21 protein-coding genes are annotated in these 22,991 nt (G+C 43.9%); 16 read left to right on the forward strand and 5 right to left on the reverse strand.

The annotated features are described in order from the left end of the window. Nucleotides 1-10: 10 nt before the first annotated feature. The 7 genes from ACI3E5_RS06850 (at nt 11) to ACI3E5_RS06880 (ending at nt 6,927) form a co-directional block, all read left to right on the forward strand. The gene (locus ACI3E5_RS06850) at nt 11-610 is read left to right on the forward strand and encodes a YczE/YyaS/YitT family protein (protein ID WP_194185456.1); all 600 of its coding nucleotides are present in this window, start codon (nt 11-13) and stop codon (nt 608-610) included. Nucleotides 611-798: 188 nt separating this feature from the next. Next, entirely contained in the window at nt 799-2,019 is a 1,221-nt protein-coding gene (locus tag ACI3E5_RS06855; RefSeq protein WP_231472410.1) for an MFS transporter, read from the forward strand. A 123-nt stretch (nt 2,020-2,142) separates the two neighbouring features. Further along, entirely contained in the window at nt 2,143-3,474 is a 1,332-nt protein-coding gene (locus ACI3E5_RS06860; protein ID WP_010747783.1) for an APC family permease, read from the forward strand. Beyond that, nucleotides 3,471-4,430: a D-2-hydroxyacid dehydrogenase gene (locus tag ACI3E5_RS06865; RefSeq protein WP_167822993.1), complete on the forward strand. Its 960-nt coding sequence runs from the start codon at nt 3,471-3,473 to the stop codon at nt 4,428-4,430. The genes ACI3E5_RS06860 and ACI3E5_RS06865 overlap by 4 nt, the downstream gene beginning before the upstream one ends. A gap of 168 nt (nt 4,431-4,598) precedes the next feature. Then, nucleotides 4,599-5,630 (forward strand): YibE/F family protein, encoded by a 1,032-nt coding sequence (locus ACI3E5_RS06870; RefSeq protein WP_498821152.1) that lies wholly within the window; start codon nt 4,599-4,601, stop codon nt 5,628-5,630. Further along, nucleotides 5,627-6,388 (forward strand): YibE/F family protein, encoded by a 762-nt coding sequence (locus ACI3E5_RS06875; RefSeq protein WP_375838491.1) that lies wholly within the window; start codon nt 5,627-5,629, stop codon nt 6,386-6,388. The genes ACI3E5_RS06870 and ACI3E5_RS06875 overlap by 4 nt, the downstream gene beginning before the upstream one ends. 17 nt (nt 6,389-6,405) lie before the next feature. Next, nucleotides 6,406-6,927, forward strand: a complete 522-nt coding sequence (locus ACI3E5_RS06880; protein WP_034857670.1) for a GNAT family N-acetyltransferase — start codon at nt 6,406-6,408, stop codon at nt 6,925-6,927. Nucleotides 6,928-7,009: 82 nt separating this feature from the next. Here the strand turns inward: ACI3E5_RS06880 and ACI3E5_RS06885 are convergent, their stop codons facing one another. After that, nucleotides 7,010-8,008 carry a LacI family DNA-binding transcriptional regulator gene (locus tag ACI3E5_RS06885; protein ID WP_498821150.1) on the reverse strand — a complete coding sequence of 333 codons (999 nt, stop codon included), beginning with the start codon at nt 8,006-8,008 and terminating at the stop codon, nt 7,010-7,012. Between the two features lie 254 nt (nt 8,009-8,262). On the opposite strand from ACI3E5_RS06885, the gene ganS reads away from it, so the two are divergent. From ganS to ACI3E5_RS06905, 4 genes are all read left to right on the forward strand, one after another. Further along, nucleotides 8,263-9,534, forward strand: a complete 1,272-nt coding sequence (ganS, locus tag ACI3E5_RS06890) for a galactooligosaccharide ABC transporter substrate-binding protein GanS (RefSeq protein WP_016608234.1) — start codon at nt 8,263-8,265, stop codon at nt 9,532-9,534. 139 nt (nt 9,535-9,673) lie between these two features. Continuing rightward, a complete protein-coding gene (locus ACI3E5_RS06895; RefSeq protein ID WP_375838548.1) occupies nt 9,674-10,909 on the forward strand; it encodes a carbohydrate ABC transporter permease in 1,236 nt (411 codons plus the stop codon). A 1-nt stretch (nt 10,910) separates the two neighbouring features. Further along, on the forward strand, nt 10,911-11,765 hold the full coding sequence (gene ganQ, locus ACI3E5_RS06900; RefSeq protein ID WP_010747791.1) for a galactooligosaccharide ABC transporter permease GanQ: 855 nt from the start codon (nt 10,911-10,913) through the stop codon (nt 11,763-11,765). Nucleotides 11,766-11,774: 9 nt separating this feature from the next. Then, the gene (locus tag ACI3E5_RS06905; RefSeq protein ID WP_270276060.1) at nt 11,775-13,841 is read left to right on the forward strand and encodes a beta-galactosidase; all 2,067 of its coding nucleotides are present in this window, start codon (nt 11,775-11,777) and stop codon (nt 13,839-13,841) included. Nucleotides 13,842-13,924: 83 nt separating this feature from the next. Here ACI3E5_RS06905 and ACI3E5_RS06910 read toward each other — a convergent pair whose 3' ends face one another. Beyond that, complete coding sequence (locus ACI3E5_RS06910) at nt 13,925-15,439, reverse strand: flavocytochrome c (RefSeq protein ID WP_034857667.1); 1,515 nt, start codon at nt 15,437-15,439, stop codon at nt 13,925-13,927. A 573-nt stretch (nt 15,440-16,012) separates the two neighbouring features. On the opposite strand from ACI3E5_RS06910, the gene ACI3E5_RS06915 reads away from it, so the two are divergent. Further along, a complete protein-coding gene (locus ACI3E5_RS06915; protein WP_060791832.1) occupies nt 16,013-16,735 on the forward strand; it encodes a metal ABC transporter ATP-binding protein in 723 nt (240 codons plus the stop codon). Nucleotide 16,736: 1 nt separating this feature from the next. Beyond that, a complete protein-coding gene (locus ACI3E5_RS06920; RefSeq protein WP_005225531.1) occupies nt 16,737-18,494 on the forward strand; it encodes a metal ABC transporter permease subunit in 1,758 nt (585 codons plus the stop codon). Between the two features lie 28 nt (nt 18,495-18,522). Here the strand turns inward: ACI3E5_RS06920 and ACI3E5_RS06925 are convergent, their stop codons facing one another. The 3 genes from ACI3E5_RS06925 to ACI3E5_RS06935 all read right to left on the reverse strand — a co-directional run bounded on the left by ACI3E5_RS06925 (nt 18,523) and on the right by ACI3E5_RS06935 (nt 20,581). Continuing rightward, nucleotides 18,523-18,696: a hypothetical protein gene (locus ACI3E5_RS06925; protein WP_010747796.1), complete on the reverse strand. Its 174-nt coding sequence runs from the start codon at nt 18,694-18,696 to the stop codon at nt 18,523-18,525. A 134-nt stretch (nt 18,697-18,830) separates the two neighbouring features. After that, complete coding sequence (locus tag ACI3E5_RS06930; protein WP_015509322.1) at nt 18,831-19,691, reverse strand: metallophosphoesterase; 861 nt, start codon at nt 19,689-19,691, stop codon at nt 18,831-18,833. Nucleotides 19,692-19,864: 173 nt separating this feature from the next. Continuing rightward, on the reverse strand, nt 19,865-20,581 hold the full coding sequence (locus tag ACI3E5_RS06935; RefSeq protein WP_015509323.1) for a hypothetical protein: 717 nt from the start codon (nt 20,579-20,581) through the stop codon (nt 19,865-19,867). Nucleotides 20,582-20,766: 185 nt separating this feature from the next. On the opposite strand from ACI3E5_RS06935, the gene ACI3E5_RS06940 reads away from it, so the two are divergent. The 3 genes from ACI3E5_RS06940 to rsmA are packed head-to-tail and all read left to right on the forward strand — an operon-like array spanning nt 20,767 to nt 22,986. Further along, nucleotides 20,767-21,537, forward strand: a complete 771-nt coding sequence (locus ACI3E5_RS06940; RefSeq protein WP_074932156.1) for a TatD family hydrolase — start codon at nt 20,767-20,769, stop codon at nt 21,535-21,537. Next, nucleotides 21,530-22,102: a ribonuclease M5 gene (rnmV, locus tag ACI3E5_RS06945; protein ID WP_118214878.1), complete on the forward strand. Its 573-nt coding sequence runs from the start codon at nt 21,530-21,532 to the stop codon at nt 22,100-22,102. The genes ACI3E5_RS06940 and rnmV overlap by 8 nt, the downstream gene beginning before the upstream one ends. Further along, nucleotides 22,099-22,986, forward strand: coding sequence for a 16S rRNA (adenine(1518)-N(6)/adenine(1519)-N(6))-dimethyltransferase RsmA (gene rsmA / locus ACI3E5_RS06950; protein ID WP_005225536.1), 888 nt, complete (start codon nt 22,099-22,101; stop codon nt 22,984-22,986). The genes rnmV and rsmA overlap by 4 nt, the downstream gene beginning before the upstream one ends. Nucleotides 22,987-22,991 lie beyond the last annotated feature (5 nt).

A 22,991-nucleotide genomic window follows, 5' to 3' on the forward strand; every position in this document is an offset into this window, starting at 1 on the left:
GCGTGATGTTGTGAAAGAAACCAAAAAATTTGCACAAGTTTTGATAGGTACCGGGCTGATTGCGTTGGCCATTTCCTTATTGATCACCGCCCATCAAGGTTATGATACGATCAGTACGTTTTTACTAGGAATTTTGAATTTCGTCGATGTCCCTTTTTGGATTGCCAGTTTGTGTTTTAATATTATTGTTTTGTTGTTCGTTGCAGTCTTTGATCGTGCCGAATTAGGCATTGGCAGTTTTATCAACGGGATTGGCTTAGGCCTGTTGATTGGGATCTTTGAACCAGTGATGGACAAAGTATCGATTCATTTGCCTTTTTATCCTTGGATCGCTATTTTCGCTGCACCGATCTTATTTGGGATCGGCGCTGGTATCTACGTTTCTTCCAACAAAGGATCAGCGGCGTTAGAAGCCTTGACTGCCTTGATCTACAAACGAAGCAAATTGACGCAAAAAACGATCCGTATCGGCTTGGATGCAGCCATGGTCTTGATCGGTTTTGCGCTAGGCGCCAGTGTTGGGTTAGGTACTCTCTTGTGTATCGTCTTTATTGGCCCAATCTTTGAAGCCACCATGAAAACCATCGCTGCTCGGAAGAAAAACGCCTAGCCTTGAGAATAAGTCGGAAAAAGCTGTCTGTAAGGGCAGCTTTTTTGCTGCTTCCATTTAAGGGAATTATCTGAAGGAAGAAAAATCCTGATTTCCTTAAGATTCTCTGGGTAAAAAAAGTGTTTTCTCCATGGTTACTGTCTTATTAGACTTGGTATACTGATAAGACGAGTAAAGGAGAAGTGAAAATGAAAAGTTATCGTTCGACGATTGCGGCTTGCTTTGTAGGGTACATCGTTCAAGCCGTCATCAATAATTTTGCCCCCTTATTATTTTTGACCTTTCAAAGCCAATACCAGCTACCGATCAGCCAGATTACTTTGCTGGTTAGTTTTAACTTTTTGACCCAGTTAGCCGTCGATTTTGCAGCAATCTTTTTTGTAGACCGCATCGGCTATCGAGTGTCGATCGTAGCCGCGCATTTTTTTGCAGCGATCGGCTTGATTGGTCTAGCCGTTTTTCCCTTATGGTTTCCGACCCCGTTTAGCGGATTGTTAGCAGCGGTTTTGTTGTATGCCATTGGCGGTGGCTTGCTGGAAGTCTTAGTCAGTCCCATCGTTGAAGCCTGTCCAACGGAACATAAGGAAAAAACGATGAGCATGCTGCACTCGTTTTATTGCTGGGGGTACGTGGGGGTCGTTATGTTCTCAACTGCGTTCTTCATGGTGTTCGGTATTCAACAGTGGCCGATTTTGGCGATCATCTGGGCGCTGATCCCGTTGGTCAATTTGTTTTTCTTTACCAAAGTCCCGTTGGCGCCAATCGTTGCCGGAGGAGAACGAGGGTTGACCACTCGGCAGCTCTTTTCCTTGAAAAGCTTTTGGCTGTTTCTGGTGATGATGGTCTGTGCTGGAGCCAGCGAACAAGCAGTCAGCCAATGGGCATCGACCTTTGCCGAACAGGGCTTAGGCGTTAGTAAGACGCTAGGCGATTTAGCAGGGCCAATGGTTTTTGCCTTGATGATGGGGATCTCCCGCTTGCTTTACGGCAAGTTCGGGGAACGCATCGATTTGAAACGCTTTATGTTTTTGAGTGTTTTGCTTTGCCTACTGGCGTATATGATGATCGGCTTTGCTTCATTGCCATTGATCGGGTTCCTTGGCTGCGGCTTAAGCGGTTTTGCCGTAGGGATCATGTGGCCAGGGGTCTTTAGTCTTTCTGCGCAATACATTCGCAACGGCGGAACGGCGCTATTTGCTTATTTGGCATTAGCAGGAGATTTAGGGTGTTCAATCGGACCCGCTGTCGTCGGCAGTATCGTCGAATGGACGGGACAACAGCTGCAGGTTGGGATTCTAGGGGCGATCGTTTTCCCGATCATCTTGCTGACAGGAATTTATTTGGTTCAACAAATGCACAAAAAACGACAGCTTCCGTTGCTGGTTTTTCAAGAATCCACAAAAGAATAAAAAAATTTTGGAGCAAATGCCGTCTTTTCATGGTATTTGCTTTTTGTTTTCTGAAATTCCTCTAGTCAAGATAGTTTCTATCCGCTATACTTTGACTTATTCATTTAAAAAGGAAGTGATGTTGTGAAAAGTCAATTGAAAAAAGAAATCAGTTTTTTTGGGGCATTATCGACAGTAATGGGAACGGTGATCGGCGCCGGCGTGTTTTTCAAAGCAGCGGCTGTGGTCCAGCAGACCCAATCCACCGGTTTGACCTTGTTGGTCTGGCTGCTTGCCGGCTTTCTAACGATTTGCGGCGGTTTGACGGTGGCGGAGTTAGCGACGGCGATTCCTGAGACTGGCGGACCCATTCGATATATTGAAAGAATTTATGGAAAATTACCCTCCTTTTTATTAGGCTGGGCACAAAGTATCATTTACTTTCCAGCGAACGTGGCGGCTTTAAGTATTATTTTTGCGACCCAGTGTTTGAACTTATTTCATCTACCCAGCAATTATTTGCTTCCTTTATCGATTTTGACCGGAACGAGTGTGACATTGATCAATCTTTTGGGAACAAAAGCCGCTGCTCAAGTCCAGTCCGTCACGTTAGCAGTCAAGCTGATTCCGATTGCGGTGATCATCGTGGCGGGCCTGTTGACACCAGGGCAAGTATCGGTCTCATTGGTGGATTTTTCTTCCAATACTCAAGGATCGCTTGCAGCTGGCATCAGTAGTGCCCTCTTAGCAACCCTTTTTGCTTATGACGGCTGGATGGGAGTCGGTAATGTCGCTGGGGAAATGAAGCGACCCGAAAAAGATTTACCAAAAGCCATCATCTTTGGGTTGAGTTTTGTTACCTTGGTGTATGTGTTGATCAATGTTGCCTTTTTAAAAACATTGCCGATCGATCAAATCGCTGGTAATTTGAACAGTGCCTCAGAAACTGCGATGGCCTTGTTTGGCAGCTTTGGCGGAAAACTGGTCACGATCGGTATCCTGATCTCTGTGTATGGCGCATTGAACGGCTATACAATGACTGGCTTGCGGGTCCCATATGCCATGGCGTTGGAAGATGAGATTCCTTTCAGCAAGACCTTTGCCACTTTAAGTAAAACCACCAATGCACCCTATGCGGCGGCTTTTTTACAATTAGGGATCGCGTGTATCATGATGCTTTTAGGCACCTTTGATCTCTTGACCGATATGCTGGTTTTTGTTATGTGGTTCTTTAGTGTATTATTGTTTGTAGGAGTTTTTCGTTTGCGAAAAACAGAACCGCAGATGAAGCGTCCGTATAAAGTTCCCTTCTATCCAATCATTCCCTTGATTGCGATCTTAGGTGGCTGTTTTATCTTGATTATGACCTTGATCACTGACACGTGGTTAGCAGTCGTGGGAATTGGCGTGACGTTACTAGGAATTCCCGTTTTTTATGGAAAAGCAAAAGGAAAAGCGAGAGGAGCGAAAGAATGAAGATCGTTGTACTTGATGGCTATGCGTTGAATCCAGGAGATTTGTCTTGGCAAGGGTTTGAAGAATTAGGAGAGGTGACGGTGTATGATCGTACCTCGTATACAGATAAACAAGAAATTATTGAGCGAATCGGCGATGCCGAAGCAATTTTGACAAATAAAACGCCGATCACCGCAGATGTGCTCAAAGCATGTCCGCAATTGACCTACATTGGGGTCTTGGCAACTGGATACAATGTCGTTGATTTGGCAGCAGCGAAGGAACAGGGAATCACCGTGACCAATATTCCTAGCTACAGTACAAATGCAGTGGCACAAGCGACCTTTGCTTTGCTGCTGGAAGTGACGAATCAAGTGGGACACCATAATCGTTCCGTGCATCAGGGCGACTGGCAAACCAGCAAAGATTTTTCTTATTGGCAGACACCATTGATGGAATTGGCAGGCAAAACGATTGGGCTGATTGGATATGGTGCGATTGCTCAAGCAGTTGCCACGATCGCTCATGCGTTTCAGCTGAAGGTGATCTACTTTAATCATCGACCAAAACCAGCACAAGCAGATTGGGCAAAACAAGTTTCGCTGGCGGAATTGTATCAAGAAGCAGATATCATCAGCCTTCATGTTCCGCAGTTTCCTGAGACAGAAAAAATGATCGATCGCACCGCATTGGCACAAATGAAATCTTCTGCGATCCTGATCAATACCGCCCGTGGCGGCTTGATCGATGAAGCGGCAGTTGCTGAAGCGCTGCAAACTGGGCAGATCGCAGCCTTGGCGGCAGATGTCGTTTCAAAAGAACCGATCGAAGCTGACAATCCCTTATTACAGGCGCCAAATTGCTATTTGACACCGCATATCGCTTGGGCACCCGTCGAAACGCGGCGTCGTTTGATGGGGATTGCTGTGGCGAACTTAAGCGGCTTTAAAGCAGGTACACCGCAAAATGTCGTGTAAGCAAAACGAGCAAGTAAAAGGACTTTGACAAAACAGGCGACTAGCAAAGCAGTTAGTCTCGCCGACACAGTAACCATTTCGACCAGTCATCCAGCCTCACAAGGTGATTGGTCGTAGGACTGGTGGTTTGTCTAAGTCTTTTTTTGCTGAAAATGAAAGGAGACGGTCTTGAAAAAGTATTATTATCTAGCGGCCTTTGTTAGCGTGCTGGTCTTGAGCTGGCTGATCCAAACCCAAAGCAGCCGCTTTTATGCACAGCCGATCATAGAAGTACAAACGGTTCAAGTCGCCGCCGACCAGCAGCAGATCCAAGGGATCGTTCGTAACGGAGAAGAAGCGGGGGTACTACGGACAGTCACTACGCAATACACCCCCAACGGTGCGGTTCATCCGTTGTATCAGACCGGACAACAGCTGCTTTTGCAAAAAGAAGGGGATGGCTGGCAGGTACAAGCACAAAAACGGGATGGGTATCTCTTTTTCTTCCTTGCCTTATTTTTGATGGCAGTAGTCGCAATTGGTGGCAAAAAGGGCTTGCTGGCTTTACTTAGTATCTTTGTGAATACTGGCTTGCTGCTCCTTTTTCTTTGGTTTCACAAAGGCAACAGCTCCTTTTCATTGGTCTTTTTGATGATCGTTTTTACGATCGTCTCGTTGGTTTTGACGATGGGGATTTCCTATGGCTTTCGTACGATCGACAGTCGCAAAATCATTGCCTCGTTAGCCAGCGTCCTCTTGGCGTTTTTTCTCTGTCGGTTCGCCATGGATCTTTTGCAAGATCATGGGTTGCGCTATGAAGAAATGTCGTTTCTGACCCGTCCGTATCGCAGTGTCTATCTAGGGAGTCTGCTGATTGGCGCGATTGGTGCCAGCATGGACAATATTGTCATGCTGATTGCCAGTCTAGATGAGATCCAGCGCATCAATCCCCAGACTAGCCGCAAGGAACGATTAGCGATCGGTCGGTCCATCGCGCAAGATACGACTTCTTCGATGATCAATGTCTTGTTGTTTGCTTATTTAAGTGGGAGTATGCCAGCGCTATTGTTTTACCTAGCAAATGGCTGGCTGCTGTCGCAAGCATTGCCGATGCATCTTTCTTTAGAAATAGTGCGTACATTATGCGGCGGCTTTGCGCTGGTTTTATCGGTACCGTTGACGCTCCTTTGCTTTGAACTACAAAGGAGGAAAGCAGGATGAATATTTTGTTTGTGTTGATCTTGCTTTTTCTCTTGCTGACTTTCGCTGTTTTTCGGATCGAAGGGCTGTTTCAAGTTACTGGTCTGTTTATGAATGTGGCTGTCTTTCTAGCGCTGCTGGTCCTGATTGACCGAGGGGCACCGATCTTACCAGCGGCTTGTGTTGCCTTTTTAGCCGTGGCGGCGATCACCTTGTTTTTCGTGAACGGCGTCAATCAGAAAACCAAAATTGCCTTTGTCTGTGTGTTGGTCTTTCTAGGGCTTTTTCTACTACTATTTCCGCTTGTGCTCGCTGCAATGAATCTGCATGGGTTTTCGGCAGAGGAACTGGATGAGTTGGCGATGTATTCCTTTGATGTAGCCATCGATTTTAAGACATTGATGACTGCGATCATTTTGATGAGTTTTTCGGGGGCGGTGGCAGATGGGAGTATGGCGATCAGCACTGCGACCTATGAACTTTTTCAAGCAAACCCGCAAGTCTCGATCAAGGCATTAAGTAAAAGTAGTATGACCGTGGTATCAGACGTATTGTCTTCAACGATCAATACCTTATTGTTTGCCTTTATGGGAAGTAATCTGGCGTTGATTGCGTGGTTTCAAGATTTGTCGATCTCCTTTGGTGAAATGATCAATTCGAAGGCGTTCGTCTCAGAATTGGTCGTTTGTTTGATCACGGGTCTGGCAGCGGTGATTATTTTACCCATCACCGCATGGGCAGCGAGTTGGTATTTTTTGAAAAGAAACCGAATGGAATAGGAAGGAGCGCAACCACCATGGAACCACTAATTGAAACTAAGCGATTAGTGCTGCGAGAAATGAGTCATGACGATCGACCAGCGATTGAAAAGATTTTGCAAGATCCAGAAGTTATGATTGCCTATGAAGGACCCTTCAGTGAGCAAGAAGTCACTGGTTGGATCGACAAACAGCTGCAACGCTATCAAAACGATCACATTGGCTTGTGGCTAGTGATTGAGAAAGCATCAGGGCAAGCGATCGGTCAATGCGGGTTGACATGGCAAGACGTCAAGGGAGAAGCCGTTTTAGAAATTGGGTACTTGTTTCAAAAGAACTTCTGGCATCATGGGTTTGCCACAGAAGCCGCCCAGGCTTGTAAAGACTATGCGTTTGCAACGCTGAATGCCGCCATTGTTTATTCGATCATTCGTGAGACCAATCAAGCCTCCATAAATGTGGCATTGCGCAATGGAATGAAGCTGGTGGATCGCTTTGTCAAACACTATCGGCAAGTGGACATGCCGCATCTTGTGTATGCTGTGGCGAAAGAGATGTGAAAAACGTAAGAATGCTTTTTTCGATTTAGACAATGAAACGCCCTTAGAAAGTTAGCTTTTTCTAACTTTCTAGGGGCGTTTTTTATGCTTGCGTAAAGCTTTTTCGTTCGATGAGTTCAGCACCTAAAAGGACTGTTTTGGTGATCGCTCGAGGATGAACGATCTGATCCACCAATAAATTGATCGCGGTTTTGGCGATTTCCTCCACATCAATTTTAAACGTTGTTAGAGGGGGAGCCACAAATTTTGCGATCTCATTGTCGTTGATACTGATTAATTCCAAGCGATCAGGAATGATGATGGATCGTTCATTTAACGCTTGGAGCACACCAACTGCGATGGTGTCAGAAGCCACAAAGAGCGCCTCTGGCAAATTGTCACCAAGGGATTCCACCATTTTTTTCGCCAAACGATAGCCGGTTTCAACGGAAAAATTGCCACCACTAAATAAGAACGCCTCATCGAGCGCATCTCGACGAGCCAGCGTTTGACGGAAGATGACCTCGCGACTATCCATTTCTGCACGTTGGGTATCAGGATTTAGATAAGCACCACCAATAAAGCCGATCTTTCGGTATCCTTTTGTTAAAAATAGATCGATCGCCAGTTGCGTCATTCGATCAGTATCAGGTTTGACCGTATCGAACAGCTCTGGACAGGGGTTGATTTCCAAAAGGACGCCATAGGGGCAAACGGATTTGAACTGCTGCGTTTCTTTCTCAGTGAAAGAGCCAATCCCAATAAATCCGGCGACTTCTTGCAGTGTTTCTAAAACATCATCTTCATGGGTGATCAGTTGAATTTCCAAATTGTTGATTTTCGCATATTTTTCTAAAGAGATACGCAATTGTCGAAAATAGACATCTTGCAGCTCTTCTTGTTCTGTCAGCCAGAAAAGGACGGCGATTTTTTCTAGTGTTGTTTTTATTTTTGAGCGATCATAACCTAGTGATAAAGCGGTATGAATAATTTTTTGACGCGTATCGGCTGCGATCGACAACGATTCGTCGCCTTTCAATAATCGGGAAACAGTCGCTTGTGAAAAGCCTGATTGCTCGGCAATTTTTTTTATTGTAACCAATCTTCTTCACCTCTTTCTTCTAGTATACGCTAACAACTTTACCAAGTAAATGAATTTACTAAATATATTTACTCAATAGTGAAAGTTTAGAGCGTGGAGGTATTTTGAAAAATTATTTGTGAGATAAACCTTGATTTTATCCGTTTATTTACTCCGTTGGAGAAATTAATTTAGTAAAACTATTTACATATTAAGTAAAATAATTTATTATAAACGAGAAGATAGCGTTTGCAAAATAAAGAAAAGGTGGAGAAATGATGATGAAAAAAATGTCTCGAGTTCTTTTTTTAAGTGTAGCAGCTTTAGGATTAGGTGCTTGCGGTCCACAAAGTGAAGGGACAGATAGTACTGCAGCAAATAGTGGCAGCAATAAGGACTATGATCTATTGGTCTGGGAGGACCAAGCAAAATCAGCTGGGATTGAAGAGGCAGTCAAACAATTTGAAGAAGAACACGATGTGACGATCAAAGTGGTCGAAAAAGCCTATGGTGGACAGATCGAAGATTTACGATTGGATGGACCCGCTGGTACAGGTGCGGATGTCATCACGATTCCTGGCGATCAAATCGGTACAGCCGTTACCGAAGGTTTGTTGAAAGAATTAACAGTCGATCAAACGCTACAAGAGCTGTATACAGAATCAGCAATGCAATCGCAAATCGTTGACGGCAAAGTCTACGGCTTACCAAAAGCGGTTGAAACACAAATTTTGTATTATAACAAAGAACTAATTTCCGAAGAAGACTTGCCACAGACAACGGATGAGTGGCTGGAGTATTCCAAGTCTGTTTTAGGTGCTGACAGTTATGGGTTACTGGCATTATGGGATCAAATTTATTACGCACAAGGTGTATTGAGCGGTTATGGCGGTTATGTTTTTGGCGAGAATGCCGATGGATCCTATGACCCTGAAGATATTGGATTAGCTAATGAAGGCGCGATCGAAGGAGCAGACTATATCCAACAATTTTATGATGCAGGTGTTTTTCCATCGGGATTGGTCGGTGAACAAGGAATCAATGTGTTGGACTCTTTATTTACGGAAGGAAAAGCTGCCGCTGTCATCTCGGGACCATGGAACTTGTCTCCTTATAAAGAAGCGGGCATCGACTATGGTGTGAAAGAATTGCCATTATTAGGCAATGGTGAACATATGGGCTCCTTTATCGGTGTCAAAAGCTACAACGTAAGTAGCTATTCCCAAAATCCTGAATTAGCTGAAGCATTCGTCAAATTTATCAGCAATGAGGAAAATTCAAAAGTTCGTTATGAAAAAACACAGGAAGTACCAGCGGTTGCTTCATTAGCAGATGATCCAGCAGTTCAAGAAAGTGAAAGTGCTGCAGCCATTGCCGCTCAGTCCCAACACGCAGAACTAACGCCTGGGATCACTGAAATGAATTCAGTATGGGAACCAATGGATGCCGCATTGCAAACCATTGCTACTGGAAAGGCTGAACCGAAAACAGCTTTACCACAAGCAGTCGAACAGATCAAATCAGCCATTGCGGCAATTCAAAACTAGAAAGTCGTCTCAAGGACAAACGTTTCGGATGGTCATTCATCATTAGGAATCAAGTAAGGCCGAACGAAACGTTTGTCAGCGGCTTTTTCTTACAGGGGGCGAAAATGTGAAAAACAGGCAGTCGTATGCAAAACGAGCAATGCTATTCTCGATAATACCAGGATTCGGTCAATTTTATAATCGGCAAAAAATCAAAGGCGCTTTATTTTTCTTCTTTTTTACTATGTATCTTGTCGTCTTTAAAGATTTATTTAATATGGGACTTTGGGGCATCGTGACATTAGGCGTGGAAGTGCCGAGAGACAATTCCATCTTTTTATTAGCAGAAGGATTAGTTGCCTTGATCGTCATCGGTTTTGGTCTGTTGTTCTATTATTTAAACATCCGTGATGCCTATAAAAACGGTGAATTAAGAGACAATGAGCTACCAGTCAACTCTATCCGTGAAAGCTACCAGGCACTATTAAGAGAAGGCTATCCTTATTTAATGAGTAGCCCAGCATTTTTCTTACTCGTGTTTTCTGTTATTTTTCCGATTCTCTTTAGTATCGCGTTAGCTTTTACGAACTATGATCTGTATCATTCTGCACCTGCCAATTTAGCAGATTGGGTGGGATTAGAGACCTTTAAGAAGATTTTTACTGTCGATATTTGGCGTAGTACCTTCTTCAATGTTCTGGGCTGGACAGTTATCTGGACCTTGATCGCCTCAACGTTACAAGTTTCAATCGGAATATTTTTAGCGGTGCTGGTGCATCAAAAAGAATTACGACTCAAAAAGTTCTTTCGAACGATTTTGATCCTCCCATGGGCAGTTCCGGGATTTGTTACGATCTTGGTGTTTTCAGGAATGTTCAATGATTCCTTTGGTGCGATCAATCATTCGATTTTGAATTTCTTCCAGATTTCACCGATTCCTTGGCTAACGAGTGCGAATTGGACCCGCTTAGCTTTGCTACTGATTCAAGGCTGGCTAGGCTTCCCGTATATTTTTATCGTGACTACAGGGACGCTGCAATCCATTCCTGATGATTTGTATGAGGCTGCGACCATCGATGGTGCTTCAGCTTTACAAAAATTCCGCCGAATCACATTGCCATTATTGCTTTATGCAATGGCACCGATTTTGATTACGCAATATACGTTTAACTTCAACAATTTCAATATCATTTATCTGTTTAATTCTGGTGGACCAGCAGTTCCTGGTTCGACCGCTGGTGGTACCGATATTTTGGTTTCGTGGATCTATAAGCTCACGATGCAAAATAGTCAATATGCACTGGCAGCAGCGTTGACGATTCTCTTATCGATCGTCGTGATCGCGATTGCTTTATGGCAATTCCGCCGAACAAATTCATTCAAGGAGGTTGGATAACATGAAGGCAGCAAGTATGAAGAAACAAAAATTTGTCCGCCTATCCTTGACGTATCTCGTACTGATTTTTACGGTAGTGGTGATCGTCTACCCTTTACTTTGGACGATCGGTGCTAGTTTTAATCCTGGGAACAGTTTAGTAAGTACGAGTTTGATTCCGACGAGTCCGACATTAAGTCACTACACGAAATTGTTTGCTGGCGACAACTCGCTTTATTATAGTCAATGGTATTTGAATTCATTAAAAATCAGTGTATGCACCATGTTCTTGTCACTGATTTTTGTCTCCATGACGGCGTATTCCTTTTCACGATTTCGTTTTACAGGCCGTAAAAATGGGTTGATGCTGTTCTTACTCCTACAAATGATCCCGCAGTTCTCTGCCTTGATCGCAATTTTTGTATTGGCGCAAATGCTCGGCTTGATCAATAGCCATTGGTTGCTGATCTTGATTTACGTTGGGGGCCAGATTCCCATGAACACGTACTTATTGAAAGGGTATTTTGACTCGATCCCGTTAGATTTAGACGAGAGTGCCAAGATAGATGGCGCAAGCAATACGCGAATATTCTGGCAAATTTTGATTCCTTTATCACGACCAATGCTGGCAGTCGTTGCCATGAATGGCTTTACTGGACCACTTGGAGACTTTGCCCTGTCTTCTGTGATTTTACGTAATCCTGAGTACTATACATTACCCATCGGGTTATACAAATTAGTCACGGATAAAATGGGAGCCAGCTATACGACTTTTGCGGCAGGGGCTATTTTGATCAGTATTCCGATCGCACTCGTCTTTATTGCATTACAAAAACATTTTGTCTCCGGTTTGACCGCTGGTGGCACAAAAGGATAGGAAGAGAAGATGACAAGATATAACTTAGAAGAACGCTTTTTACATGGTGGGGATTATAATCCTGACCAGTGGCTAAATTATCCCGAGATCTTAGCCAAAGATTTAGAACTAATGGAAAAAGCTCATGCTAATACATTTTCCCTTGGTATTTTTGCTTGGAGTGCCTTAGAGCCAGCAGAAGGGGTGTTTGAATTTGAATGGTTAGACAAAATCATGGATGAGCTCGCCGAACGAAACAGCAACGTCATTTTAGCGACGCCAAGCGGCGCGCGTCCTGCCTGGTTGTCTAAAGCATACCCTGAAGTTCTACGGACCAATGAAAAACGGGAAAAAATGTTACACGGCGGGCGTCACAATCACTGCTTTTCTTCACCGATCTATCGTGAGAAAGTGGCGATCATCAATCGGAAATTAGCTGAACGCTACCACGATCACCCAGCACTATTGATGTGGCATATTTCCAATGAGTATTCTGGCGATTGTCATTGTCCCATTTGCCAAGAAAACTTTCGTCAGTGGGTCAAGCAGAAGTACCAAACATTAGCAGCCTTGAATGAGGCCTGGTGGGGACCTTTCTGGAGCCATACAATCACCGATTGGTCGCAAATCGAATCTCCTTCACCGATCGGCGAAATGCAAGTTCATGGACTAAATCTAGACTGGCATCGTTTTGTGACCGATCAGACCATTGATTTCTATGAACATGAGATCAAAGACATTCGTCGTTTGTCTCCAGATGTACCGATCACAACGAATTTCATGGCAGATACCCGAGATTTGATTCCCTTTTATAGCCTTGACTATGGAAAATTTGCCCAGCATGTAGATGTCATTAGTTGGGATTGTTATCCTGCTTGGCACAATGATTGGGGAACGACCGCTGATTTGGCAAGTAAGGTTGGGTTTATCAATGATCAGTACCGTAGCTTGAAAAAGCAACCCTTTTTGATCATGGAATCAACCCCTAGTGGTGTGAATTGGCATCCAGTCAATCGCACGAAACGCCCCGGGATGCATCTGTTGTCTTCTATGCAATTTATTGCTCACGGTTCAGATAGTAATCTTTATTTCCAATGGCGAAAATCTCGAGGCTCATCTGAGAAGTTCCATGGGGCCGTCGTGGACCATGACAACGACGAACAGAATCGTGTTTTTCAAGATGTAGCAGAAGTGGGAAAAGCCTTAGAAGAAATCAAAGAAATCAAAGGATTGCACAAAAAAGCCAAAGTGGCGATCATCTATGATTGGGATAACAATTGGGCGCTCAATGATGCGCAAGGTTTTGGTTTGGAGAGCAAACGCTACCCACAAACGTTGCAAGAGCATTATCGCTATTTTTGGGATCATGACATCGCGGTTGATGTCATCACGAAAGACCATGACTTTGATGCTTACCAATTGATCATCGCTCCGATGCTTTACCTTTTACCAAAAGAAACTATGAAAAAGTTTCAACAGTATACGAAAAATGGCGGGACGCTGGTTTCCACTTATTTGACGGGGATCGTGAATGAAACGGACTTGACCTATTTAGGGGGCTGGCCCCAAGAGTTAGAAGAACTGTTTGGTGTGTCTGTGAAAGAAATCGATACGTTATATCCGAAACAAAAAAATTTGCTTTTAATGAAGGAGCAGCAGTACCAAGTTCATGATTATTGTAGTGTTGTTCAAACAAACACTGCCCAAACGTTAGGGGTCTACGGTGCTGATTTTTATCAAGGTCAAGCTGCAGTGACCGTAAATGATTATGGTGAAGGAAGTGCCTACTATCTTGGGGGACGGACGGATCAAGCCTTTTTGGAAGACTTCTATCAAGAAGTAACACAACAGCTTCGCATACAAAATGAGTGGGTCCGTCAAGGTTCAACGAACGTGTCGATCCAAAGTAGAGAAAGTCAGCAAGAGCAGCTCGCTCCGACCACCTATTATTTTGTGATGAATTTTTCCGAAGAAAATCAAGAAGTAGAGGTAGCAACTTCAGGAATCGATTTGCTTACTGGAAAAACGACAAACCAAAAGCTTCAGTTGGCGCCTTATGAGGTGCAGATTATCAAAGTGACAGCACCAGAACAATAAAAACTATTGTGTCAATTATATGAAAAAAGAAGTACTTACGTTGATGAAAAAAACGTAAGTACTTCTTTTTTATAGAGAGTGTTTTAATTTTCTTGCGCAAATTCGGCAGCTTTTGTTCCTGCTTGGCGTCCGAAGATGATGATATCGGCAACGGCATTTCCGCCAATTCGGTTTTCACCATGCAACCCACCAGTTACTTCACCGGCTGCAAAAAGACCTGGAATGATCTCGTTATCCGTAGCGATCACTTCTGTGTTGGTGTTGATCTTCACGCCGCCCATCGTGTGGTGGATACCAGGAGCGATGGCAATGGCATAGTAAGGTCCTGTTGACAAATCGTTGTCCATTGCTGTGCTGCGTCCAAAGGCTTCGTCTTCACCAGCAGCCACACTGCTGTTCCACGTAGCGATCGTGTCAGCAAGCGCTGCTTCTGGCATGTCCAATTCTTTTGCTAATTCTTCGATCGTGTCAGCGGATTTGACTAACCCTTGTTGCTCGTAAAAATCAATGGCTGTCACGCGTTCTTTGACACCTGCATCAAAAACTAACGTTGCTGATTTTTCAGGTAGGGCAATGATCGCTTCAGAGACTTTGTCTCGTGTTTCCATTTCATTGAAGAACCGTTCGCCTTCTTGATTGACCAAGATCGCGCCTTCTCCACGGACAGCTTCAGTGATCAACAGTGATTTAGACTGATCCACTGTTGGGTGGATTTGGATTTGCTCTAAATCAACCGTTTGTCCACCTAATGCTTCGATCATTTTGATCCCATCACCAGTTGAACCCTCTTGGTTCGTTGTCACGTAGTCTGCCAATTCTGGTTTGTATTCGGTGATCATGTCGAAATTGGCACCGAAACCGCCTGTTGTAACGACAACTGCTTTGGCATCAATGGTTTGTTCGGTTCCTTCCACTTCAACCGTCACCCCGTTGACTTGGCCATCTTCTTCATTGATTTCTTTGACATCGGCATTCACAAAAATTGGGATTTCCAATTCATGGATGTTGCGCATCAAGCCATCAACTAAGTATTCCCCAACAGCAGAACCATCAGATGGACGGTGCGTTCTTTTTTCACTCATCCCGCCAGTCGTTGTTAAGTTGTCTAAAGTGATACCCATGGAATCTAACCAATCGATCGCTTCTGCTGAATGATCCACAAAGTAGCGCAACAATTCTTCATCATTGGTGTTGTGACCGCCAGCTAATGTTTCTTCATAAAATAGATCGTTTGAATCTTCGATGCCTTCTGCTTCTTGGAATTTGGTTTCTGAAGCGTTCATTCCTGCTGAAGATTTCAATGTATTTCCACCAGAAATTGGCATTTTTTCTAAAATAACTGGGTTTGCACCAGCTTCTTTTGCTTGGATCGCAGCGGCCATTCCAGCGCCACCCGCACCGACGATCACGACATCGTAGCTGTCTGCAAGTTCGCTAGGGTCTGTGTATTCTTGACCAGATGCAGCAGAAGTTGCATCTGTTTCTTCATTAGCAGATGAACCAGTACTTGAGCTGCTGCTTGTTTGTGAATCAGCGCCACAAGCACTCAAAGTTGCTAACGAGGTTAGGACTAATAGTGTTTGGAAAATTTTCTTCATTGTTTTTATTCCTCCTAAAACTTTTTCCAAATCAAAGACTAACATAGTTGTCGTGTTATTTTTAGCTTTTGTTCGAAAAATCACATAATAATTAGAAAAGTTTAATTTATAAAGCGTTTTAGTCGAGGTGAAAGGGTTTCTTGGTCATTATAAAAAAGAGTGAATTCGTGAATTTATGGAAATAGAAGAATTATTGATTCTTTGATTTGTTTGGTATTAATCATGAAGGGAGAAAGCGAAGAGGCTTTGATTCGCCTCTCTTCTGTTATTGAAAAAACGTACGTCACTGAGGTGCCGAGGAATGATCTCTTTTATTAAGAATAAATCAAATGCTTTGCGCTCAAAATATAGAAAGAAATTGATGGCATCCGTGTTTGTGGGCACCAACTTTTACTCAATAAATAAAGATAGAATCTTAGTTTTCAAGAGTCATTGCCAAGAAACTGCGGTGTTTCTTAAAAAAATCAAGAGAACTGTCTTGCAAAACAAATCCTTTCTAGTATAATAAAAATAAGTTAGGTCTACCTAAAAAATAAATAAACTATCCTTAACTATGGAAATGGAGTGAAAATAATGATTACTTTTTCAGAAATATCCGCAGCCTATGATGGCGATCATCAAGTGATCTCGGATTTGTCGTTTCAAGTAGAAAAACCGTCGATCGTAGGGATCATTGGTCCAAATGGGGCAGGGAAGTCGACGCTGATCAAAGCGGCGTTGAAATTGATCCCTTCCAGTGGGAACATGAGTGTCGACAAAAAAGCGTTAAAAGACTTTCAAAAGGAAATTGCCTATGTCGAACAAAAGACCGCGGTTGATTACACGTTTCCGATCACAGTCAAAGAAGTCGTATCTTTAGGCTTGTATCCTAAGATGCGCATGTTCCAAAGGATGTCGGCAAACGATTGGCAGAAAGTGACAGCCGCTCTGGCAGCGGTAGAAATGGAATCCTTTGCGGAACGTCAGATTGGGGAATTGTCCGGCGGGCAGTTTCAGCGGGTCTTGATTGCTCGAACGTTGGTGCAAGATGCCAACTATATTTTCCTCGATGAGCCCTTTGTAGGGATCGATGCCACCAGTGAAGCGATCATCGTCGGCCTGTTGCGTAACTTGCGAGATGCTGGCAAGACGATTTTTATCGTTCACCATGATCTGGGGAAAATCACCGAATACTTTGATTACTTGGTTCTGCTCAATCAAACCCTGATCGCTGCGGGACCAGTCAGTGAAGTCTTTACCGAAAGCAATTTGAAGCAAACATTTGGCGATGCGATCATCGTGAAAGGAGGCGTTTAACATGTTGACAAGCTTTTTTACGAGTTTAAGTAACTATCATTTCTTGCAAAATGCCTTGATCACGGCAGTCGCGATCGGGATTGTGGCAGGGGTGATCGGTTGTTTTATTATCTTACGAGGGATGTCCTTGATGGGGGATGCAATCTCTCATGCGGTCTTACCAGGGGTAGCCTTGTCTTATATCTTCGGCGTTCATTTTTTTGTCGGGGCGATCTTCTTTGGGATCTTGGCTTCCATGATCATTACCTATATCGCCAATAACAGCTTGATCAAAAGCGATACGGCGATCGGTATCACCTTTAGTTCGTTTCTAGCTTTAGGGGTTATCTTGATTGGAGTAGCAAATAGTTCGACTGATTTGTTTCACATTTTGTTTGGGAATGTGCTAGCGGTGCAAGACAGCGACAAATGGCTGACGATCGCTATCGCTATCCTTGTGCTGGCAGTGATCATCCTCTTCTTCCGTCCACTGTTGATCACGTCTTTTGATCCGATGATGGCAAAGGCCTTTGGGATGAAAGTGCAAGCCTATCACTATTTATTGATGTTCTTGTTGACTTTGGTTTCAGTGACAGCGATGCAAAGCGTCGGAACGATCTTGATCGTGGCTCTGTTAGTCACTCCAGCAGCAACGGCTTATCTTTATACAAAACAATTGAAGCATATGATGGTCATCGCAGGGGTTTTAGGTGGTTTCGCCTCATTTATCGGCTTGTTTATCGGGTACAGTTTTAATATTGCCGCAGGATCAAGTATCGTTTTGACCGCAGGAGCCTTTTTCGTGATCGGTTTCTTGTTCTCACCAAAACAAAAGACCAGTCCAGTCAAACGCTGGTCAGCGACGGCGGTTTTAGCAACGGCAGCTGTAGCTGGTGGCTTCTTTTTGGCACAGCAAAACGGACAGATGGCCCAAACAGAAGGGAAACTTTCAGTAGTAGCGACCAATTCGATCATTGCTGATATTACGGAAAACATTGCCGGTGATCGAATCGATCTTCACAGTATCGTACCAGTGGGGCGTGATCCCCATGAATATGAACCTTTAGTGGAAGATGTTCGAAAAGCGACCGATGCCGATCTTATCCTTTATAACGGCTTGAATCTAGAAACTGGCGGCAATGGCTGGTTTACTAAATTGATGAACAATGCCAATAAGGTAGAAAATGAAGATTACTTTGCCGTCAGTGATGGCGTGGATGTGCTTTATCTTTCTGATGATGAAGACCACAGCAAAGCCGATCCTCATGCCTGGTTAAATCTAGAAAACGGTATGATCTATGCCCGCAACATTGCTCAACGCTTGAGCGAAAAGGACCCTGACAATCGCTCTTTCTATGAAGAAAACCTTGAACGCTACTTGGCTTCATTAGAAGAACTGGATCAGCAAGCGAAGGAAAACTTCCAATCGATTCCCGAAGAGAAGAAATTGATCGTCACCAGTGAGGGAGCCTTCAAATACTTCTCCAAAGCCTACGGTGTACCGTCTGCCTATATTTGGGAAATCAATACCGAAGAAGAAGGAACCCCTGCGCAAATCAAGAACTTAGTGGATCAGCTGCAAAACTCAGCCGTCGCTTCCTTATTTGTCGAAAGCAGCGTCAATACTCGTCCGATGCAAAGTGTTTCTCGTGATGCAGGTATTCCGATATTCGGAACCGTCTTTACCGATTCGATTGCAGAGCCGGGAGAAGAAGGCGACAGCTACTATAACATGATGAAGTGGAATCTCGATACGATTTATCAAGGCTTGAATCAATAATGCAAAAAACATCCTTAGCTCGTTCTGGCTAAGGATGTTTTTTCGTCGTATTTTTGTGCTGGAGAAAAGCAAAGAGATAAAATCCGCAGCCCATCAAAGCAGCAAGAAAAGCGATGACAGGAAAGTACAACCCCTGACCGTATACATAGGCTGTATAAGCGAAGAAGGCGATCAAAAACCAAAGCGTTCCCGAGATGAGCATTTTTTGGTTCCTCCTAATTGTTGAAAAGTGTTTATTTAGTATGTTTTAACACGGTAGGCGCAAAAAGAAAATCAGCGAATCGAACGTTTGCTGAAACGAGTCGCTGATTTTTTCCCAATTGCACCGATGAACAGTTAAGAAACGTTCAATTGCTGTTGCGGTTCTAAATGGTAATAAAGGATCTCAGGTGGGACACCGAGTCGGGCGGGAATCTTGGTCATACCAACCCCGCTGGAAACACTTAATAAGGTCTCATTGCCTAAAAGGTAGAGCCCATCGGTATATTTCAACGCGCCCTTTGTTTTCGCATAATAAAAAGGCAAGCGAATCTGCCCGCCATGGCTATGGCCAGAAAGAATCAAGTCGTAGTTTGGCAGATTGGTGATCCGAGAAACATAATCGGGTTCATGGAGCAAAAGCAGCTGCCACTCTGCTAAGGTTGCTTCATAGGTAAAACTGACTTTCGGACTTTCTATATCGATACCGACAATATTCATCGACGTCTTGTCATCAGAACCAAAAACCGACTCATTATCAAGTAAGGTAAACCCTGCATGCTGGTATATTTCCTTAACAAAGTAATGCCCGTCATTCAAATGGTCATGGTTCCCCATAACTGCGATCTTACCCAGAGGCGCTTGCAATTTTTTCAGCTTTTCGATCAGTCGCTTGGTTGAACGATGCGGCCATTTTTTATAATTATCGATCAGATCCCCCGTGATGATGATCAGATCCGGCTTGTTTTGGATCGTTGATCGAATGATACGATTCATTCGCCGTGGTTTGTACCAACGAGAAAAATGAAGGTCGCTGATATGGGCGATCACGAGATTGCTTTCTGCTTGATAAAGATCGTAAGCCTTTGAAATATCTAAGACGGTGCGCTTGTCTTTTTTTATGAGGTAGTGCCGTTGTTTGAGAAGATGCGGTTCAATAATAAAGGAGTAAACTAGCAAGCCCGTAAGGAGGAATGCAATAAGAATGAGGGTGTACATGGCGTGGCTCCTTTTTTGATTTGCTAGTTTCTAGCATAGTAGATTCTTACAAAAAAAGCAATCATGCGAAAGCAAAAATAACAAAAAATATCCATCGTATTTCGTTTGTTTCTTCCATGAAAAAAAGATACAAAAGGGGCTGTAATAGCCGACTTTTGTATCCTAGAACGCAATTATTTGATTTTCACCAAACGTTTAAAGCGTGCTTTGTGTTTGACGGGGATCAAAGCCATGACACAATCATAAGGGACGGAGATGATCGCCCATGCGAGACTTTTACTTGAAGCAAAGGGATAGTTTTGCTTTAAGACAAAATGGCCACTGATCAAGGCAAAACCGATACTGCCGACCCACAGCCATTGCGGGTCCCAATTCGTAAAGTGTTGGAGGGCTGTGATGACAAAGGGATAACCGTAAAAGTACAATGCAGTCAAAACGAAAGTGACGTTTTTGGTTAATTGACGCAGGGTCAGTAAGAAAAATAAGCCAGAAAGAACGATACCCAATGGCGGGAACAGACTAACTAAGAAGGAATACACGATGCCCCATACGATCATGCCAGGTCCTTTGACGAGAGCGGCTAAGACAAAGACAAAAAGTAGGAATAAGAGCTGTTGCGAAAAACTTGCTGCTGTCAAAAGTCCGAAGAAACCAACCAATAACCAGTGAGAAAAAGTCGCTGTTTGATTCTTTTGTGGTGTCTGTTGCTGCAATTTTAGCCAGGTAGCAAAATTCGGGAAATCATGCTGGAAATTTCGCTGAAAATCGCTGTTGAATGCTTGATGGGCATTTTGCTGCCGATAGTAATGATATTGATGTTTTAATGTGCCTTTCGTTGCTGCTTTTTGGCCAGAAAAAAAGCGGCCGGGATCAATTTTTGATCGTTCCATATTTCCACCTCCATACGATTTCGTTACCCTCAGTATAGAGAAAATCAGCTTCGGCGTCCTCCAACTTTGGGCGGATTTTTTTTGCTTGCTGAAAGTTTTCTTAAACTGCTGAAAAAAGCGAAGAGGATTCGTTTCTTAAACCGTAAAAATATGCTAGAGTATAGAAGGACTAAGGAGGAGATTTCATGATTTTTGATTCTCATACACATTTGAATGCAGAACAGTTTAACGAAGACATTCCCGAAACGGTCGCCCGTGCGCAAGAACTAGGAGTAACGGAGATGGCGGTCGTCGGTTTCGATCAACCAACGATTGAAAAATCGTTAGCATTAAGCAAAGAATATCCTGGCATTTACAGTATTATCGGTTGGCATCCAACCGAAGCTGGTTCTTATACCCCACAAGTGGAAACCTATTTGCAAGAGCGCTTGGAACGACCAAAAGTCGTTGCCCTAGGTGAAATCGGTTTAGACTATCACTGGATGGAAGATCCGAAGGAAGTTCAAGAAAAGGTCTTTCGTCGGCAAATGGCGATCGCCCGTGAACATCAGCTGCCCATCAGTATTCATACCCGTGAAGCCTTAGAAGATACCTATGCGATTTTAAAGGATGAAAAAGTCCAAACGATCGGCGGCATCATGCACAGCTTTAGTGGGGACGGCGAATGGGCGAAAAAGTTCTTGGACCTAGGAATGTATATTTCCTTTAGTGGTGTCGTGACCTTCAAAAAGGCGACGGAGGTACAAGAAGCTGCGCAAGTCGTGCCACAAGATCGGCTGCTCGTTGAGACTGACGCGCCGTATTTAGCCCCTGTTCCTTATCGTGGCAAGCGCAATGAACCGGGCTATACTCATTATGTAGTGGATAAAATCGCGGAGCTGCGGCAAGAAGCGGTGGCTGATGTTGCGGCCTACACGACAAAAAATGCCCATCGCTTGTTTAGGATCAATGACTAATAAACCGAAAATCGAAGAAATCATTGTCGTCGAAGGCAAAGACGACACCCGCCGATTGCAAGAAGTGTTCGATGTAGATACCATCGAGACGATCGGTTCGGCGATCGATGACACGATCCTTGATCAAATCGAGCACGCCCAAGAGACACGAGGGGTTATCGTGTTTACCGATCCCGATTTTTCGGGAGAAAAGATCCGCAAAATCATTATGGAAGTCGTTCCTGATGCCAAGCATGCCTTTTTACCGCGCAGCCAGGCAGCACCGAAAAGCAAGGGCAGTTTAGGCGTGGAACACGCCAGCCATGAAGCGTTGAAAGAAGCCTTGCGAAAAGTCGTAACCCCGATTGCTTCAAATGAAGTCAGTGAAGGGACCATTGATCGGCAACAGTTGTTAGCGTATGGCTTGATCGCAGGGGCTGGAGCGAAAGAGAAACGAGAGCGGTTGGGGGATCTTTTACGCATCGGCTATACGAACGGCAAACAATTAGAGAAGCGGCTGGCAATGTTTCGTATCACCGATGCAGAGTTGGCAGAAGCAATGAAAATAGTGGAGGAAGAATTGTGAAGGAAGAACGGGATATAGCAACCCCCTCAAGAACCAAAGAGATTTTAGCAAAACATGGCTTTACCTTTAAAAAAAGTTTAGGGCAAAACTTCTTAACAGAACCGAATATTTTACGGAAAATCGTAGAAACTGCAGGCATCGACGAGACGACAAACGTCATTGAGGTTGGTCCTGGAATCGGTGCGCTGACCGAACAGTTGGCAAAACATGCCAAGCAAGTGTTGGCGTTTGAAATTGATGATCGGTTGATTCCAGTTTTAGCCGACACAATGCAGCCATATCAAAATGTGAAAATCATTCATCAAGATGTCTTGCAAGCAGATCTGGCAACGACCATTCAGTCAGCATTCAGCGATACGGCTGCTTCATTAAAAGTTGTCGCAAATTTACCCTACTACATCACTACGCCAATTATGATGCACTTTTTAGAGTCTCAGGTAAAAGTAGATGAAATGGTCGTGATGATGCAAAAAGAAGTGGCAGATCGAATCTCAGCAGTTCCCGGGACTAAAGCCTATGGTTCGTTGTCGATCGCTGTACAATACTACATGGAAGCAAAACTGGCATTCATCGTCCCGAAAACCGTTTTTGTGCCCCAACCGAATGTTGATTCGGCTATTTTGAAATTGACGCGTCGATCACAACCAGCAGTCGCAGTCACCGATGAAAAAGAGTTTTTCAAATTAACGAAAGCAGCCTTTCAGCTGCGTCGTAAAACCCTTTGGAACAATTTGCAAAATAGCTATGGAAAAGATGAAACAACCAAACAGTGGTTGGCAGACAGCTTAGAAGCAAGTGGGATCGATCCGAAACGACGTGGAGAAACGCTGTCGTTAGCGGAATTTGCCAAATTAAGCAATGAAATGCAAGCGCGTAAAGGATAACTTCA

Source organism: Candidatus Enterococcus avicola (genome assembly GCF_047470845.1).
Taxonomy (GTDB): Bacteria; Bacillota; Bacilli; order Lactobacillales; family Enterococcaceae; genus Enterococcus_D; species Enterococcus_D casseliflavus.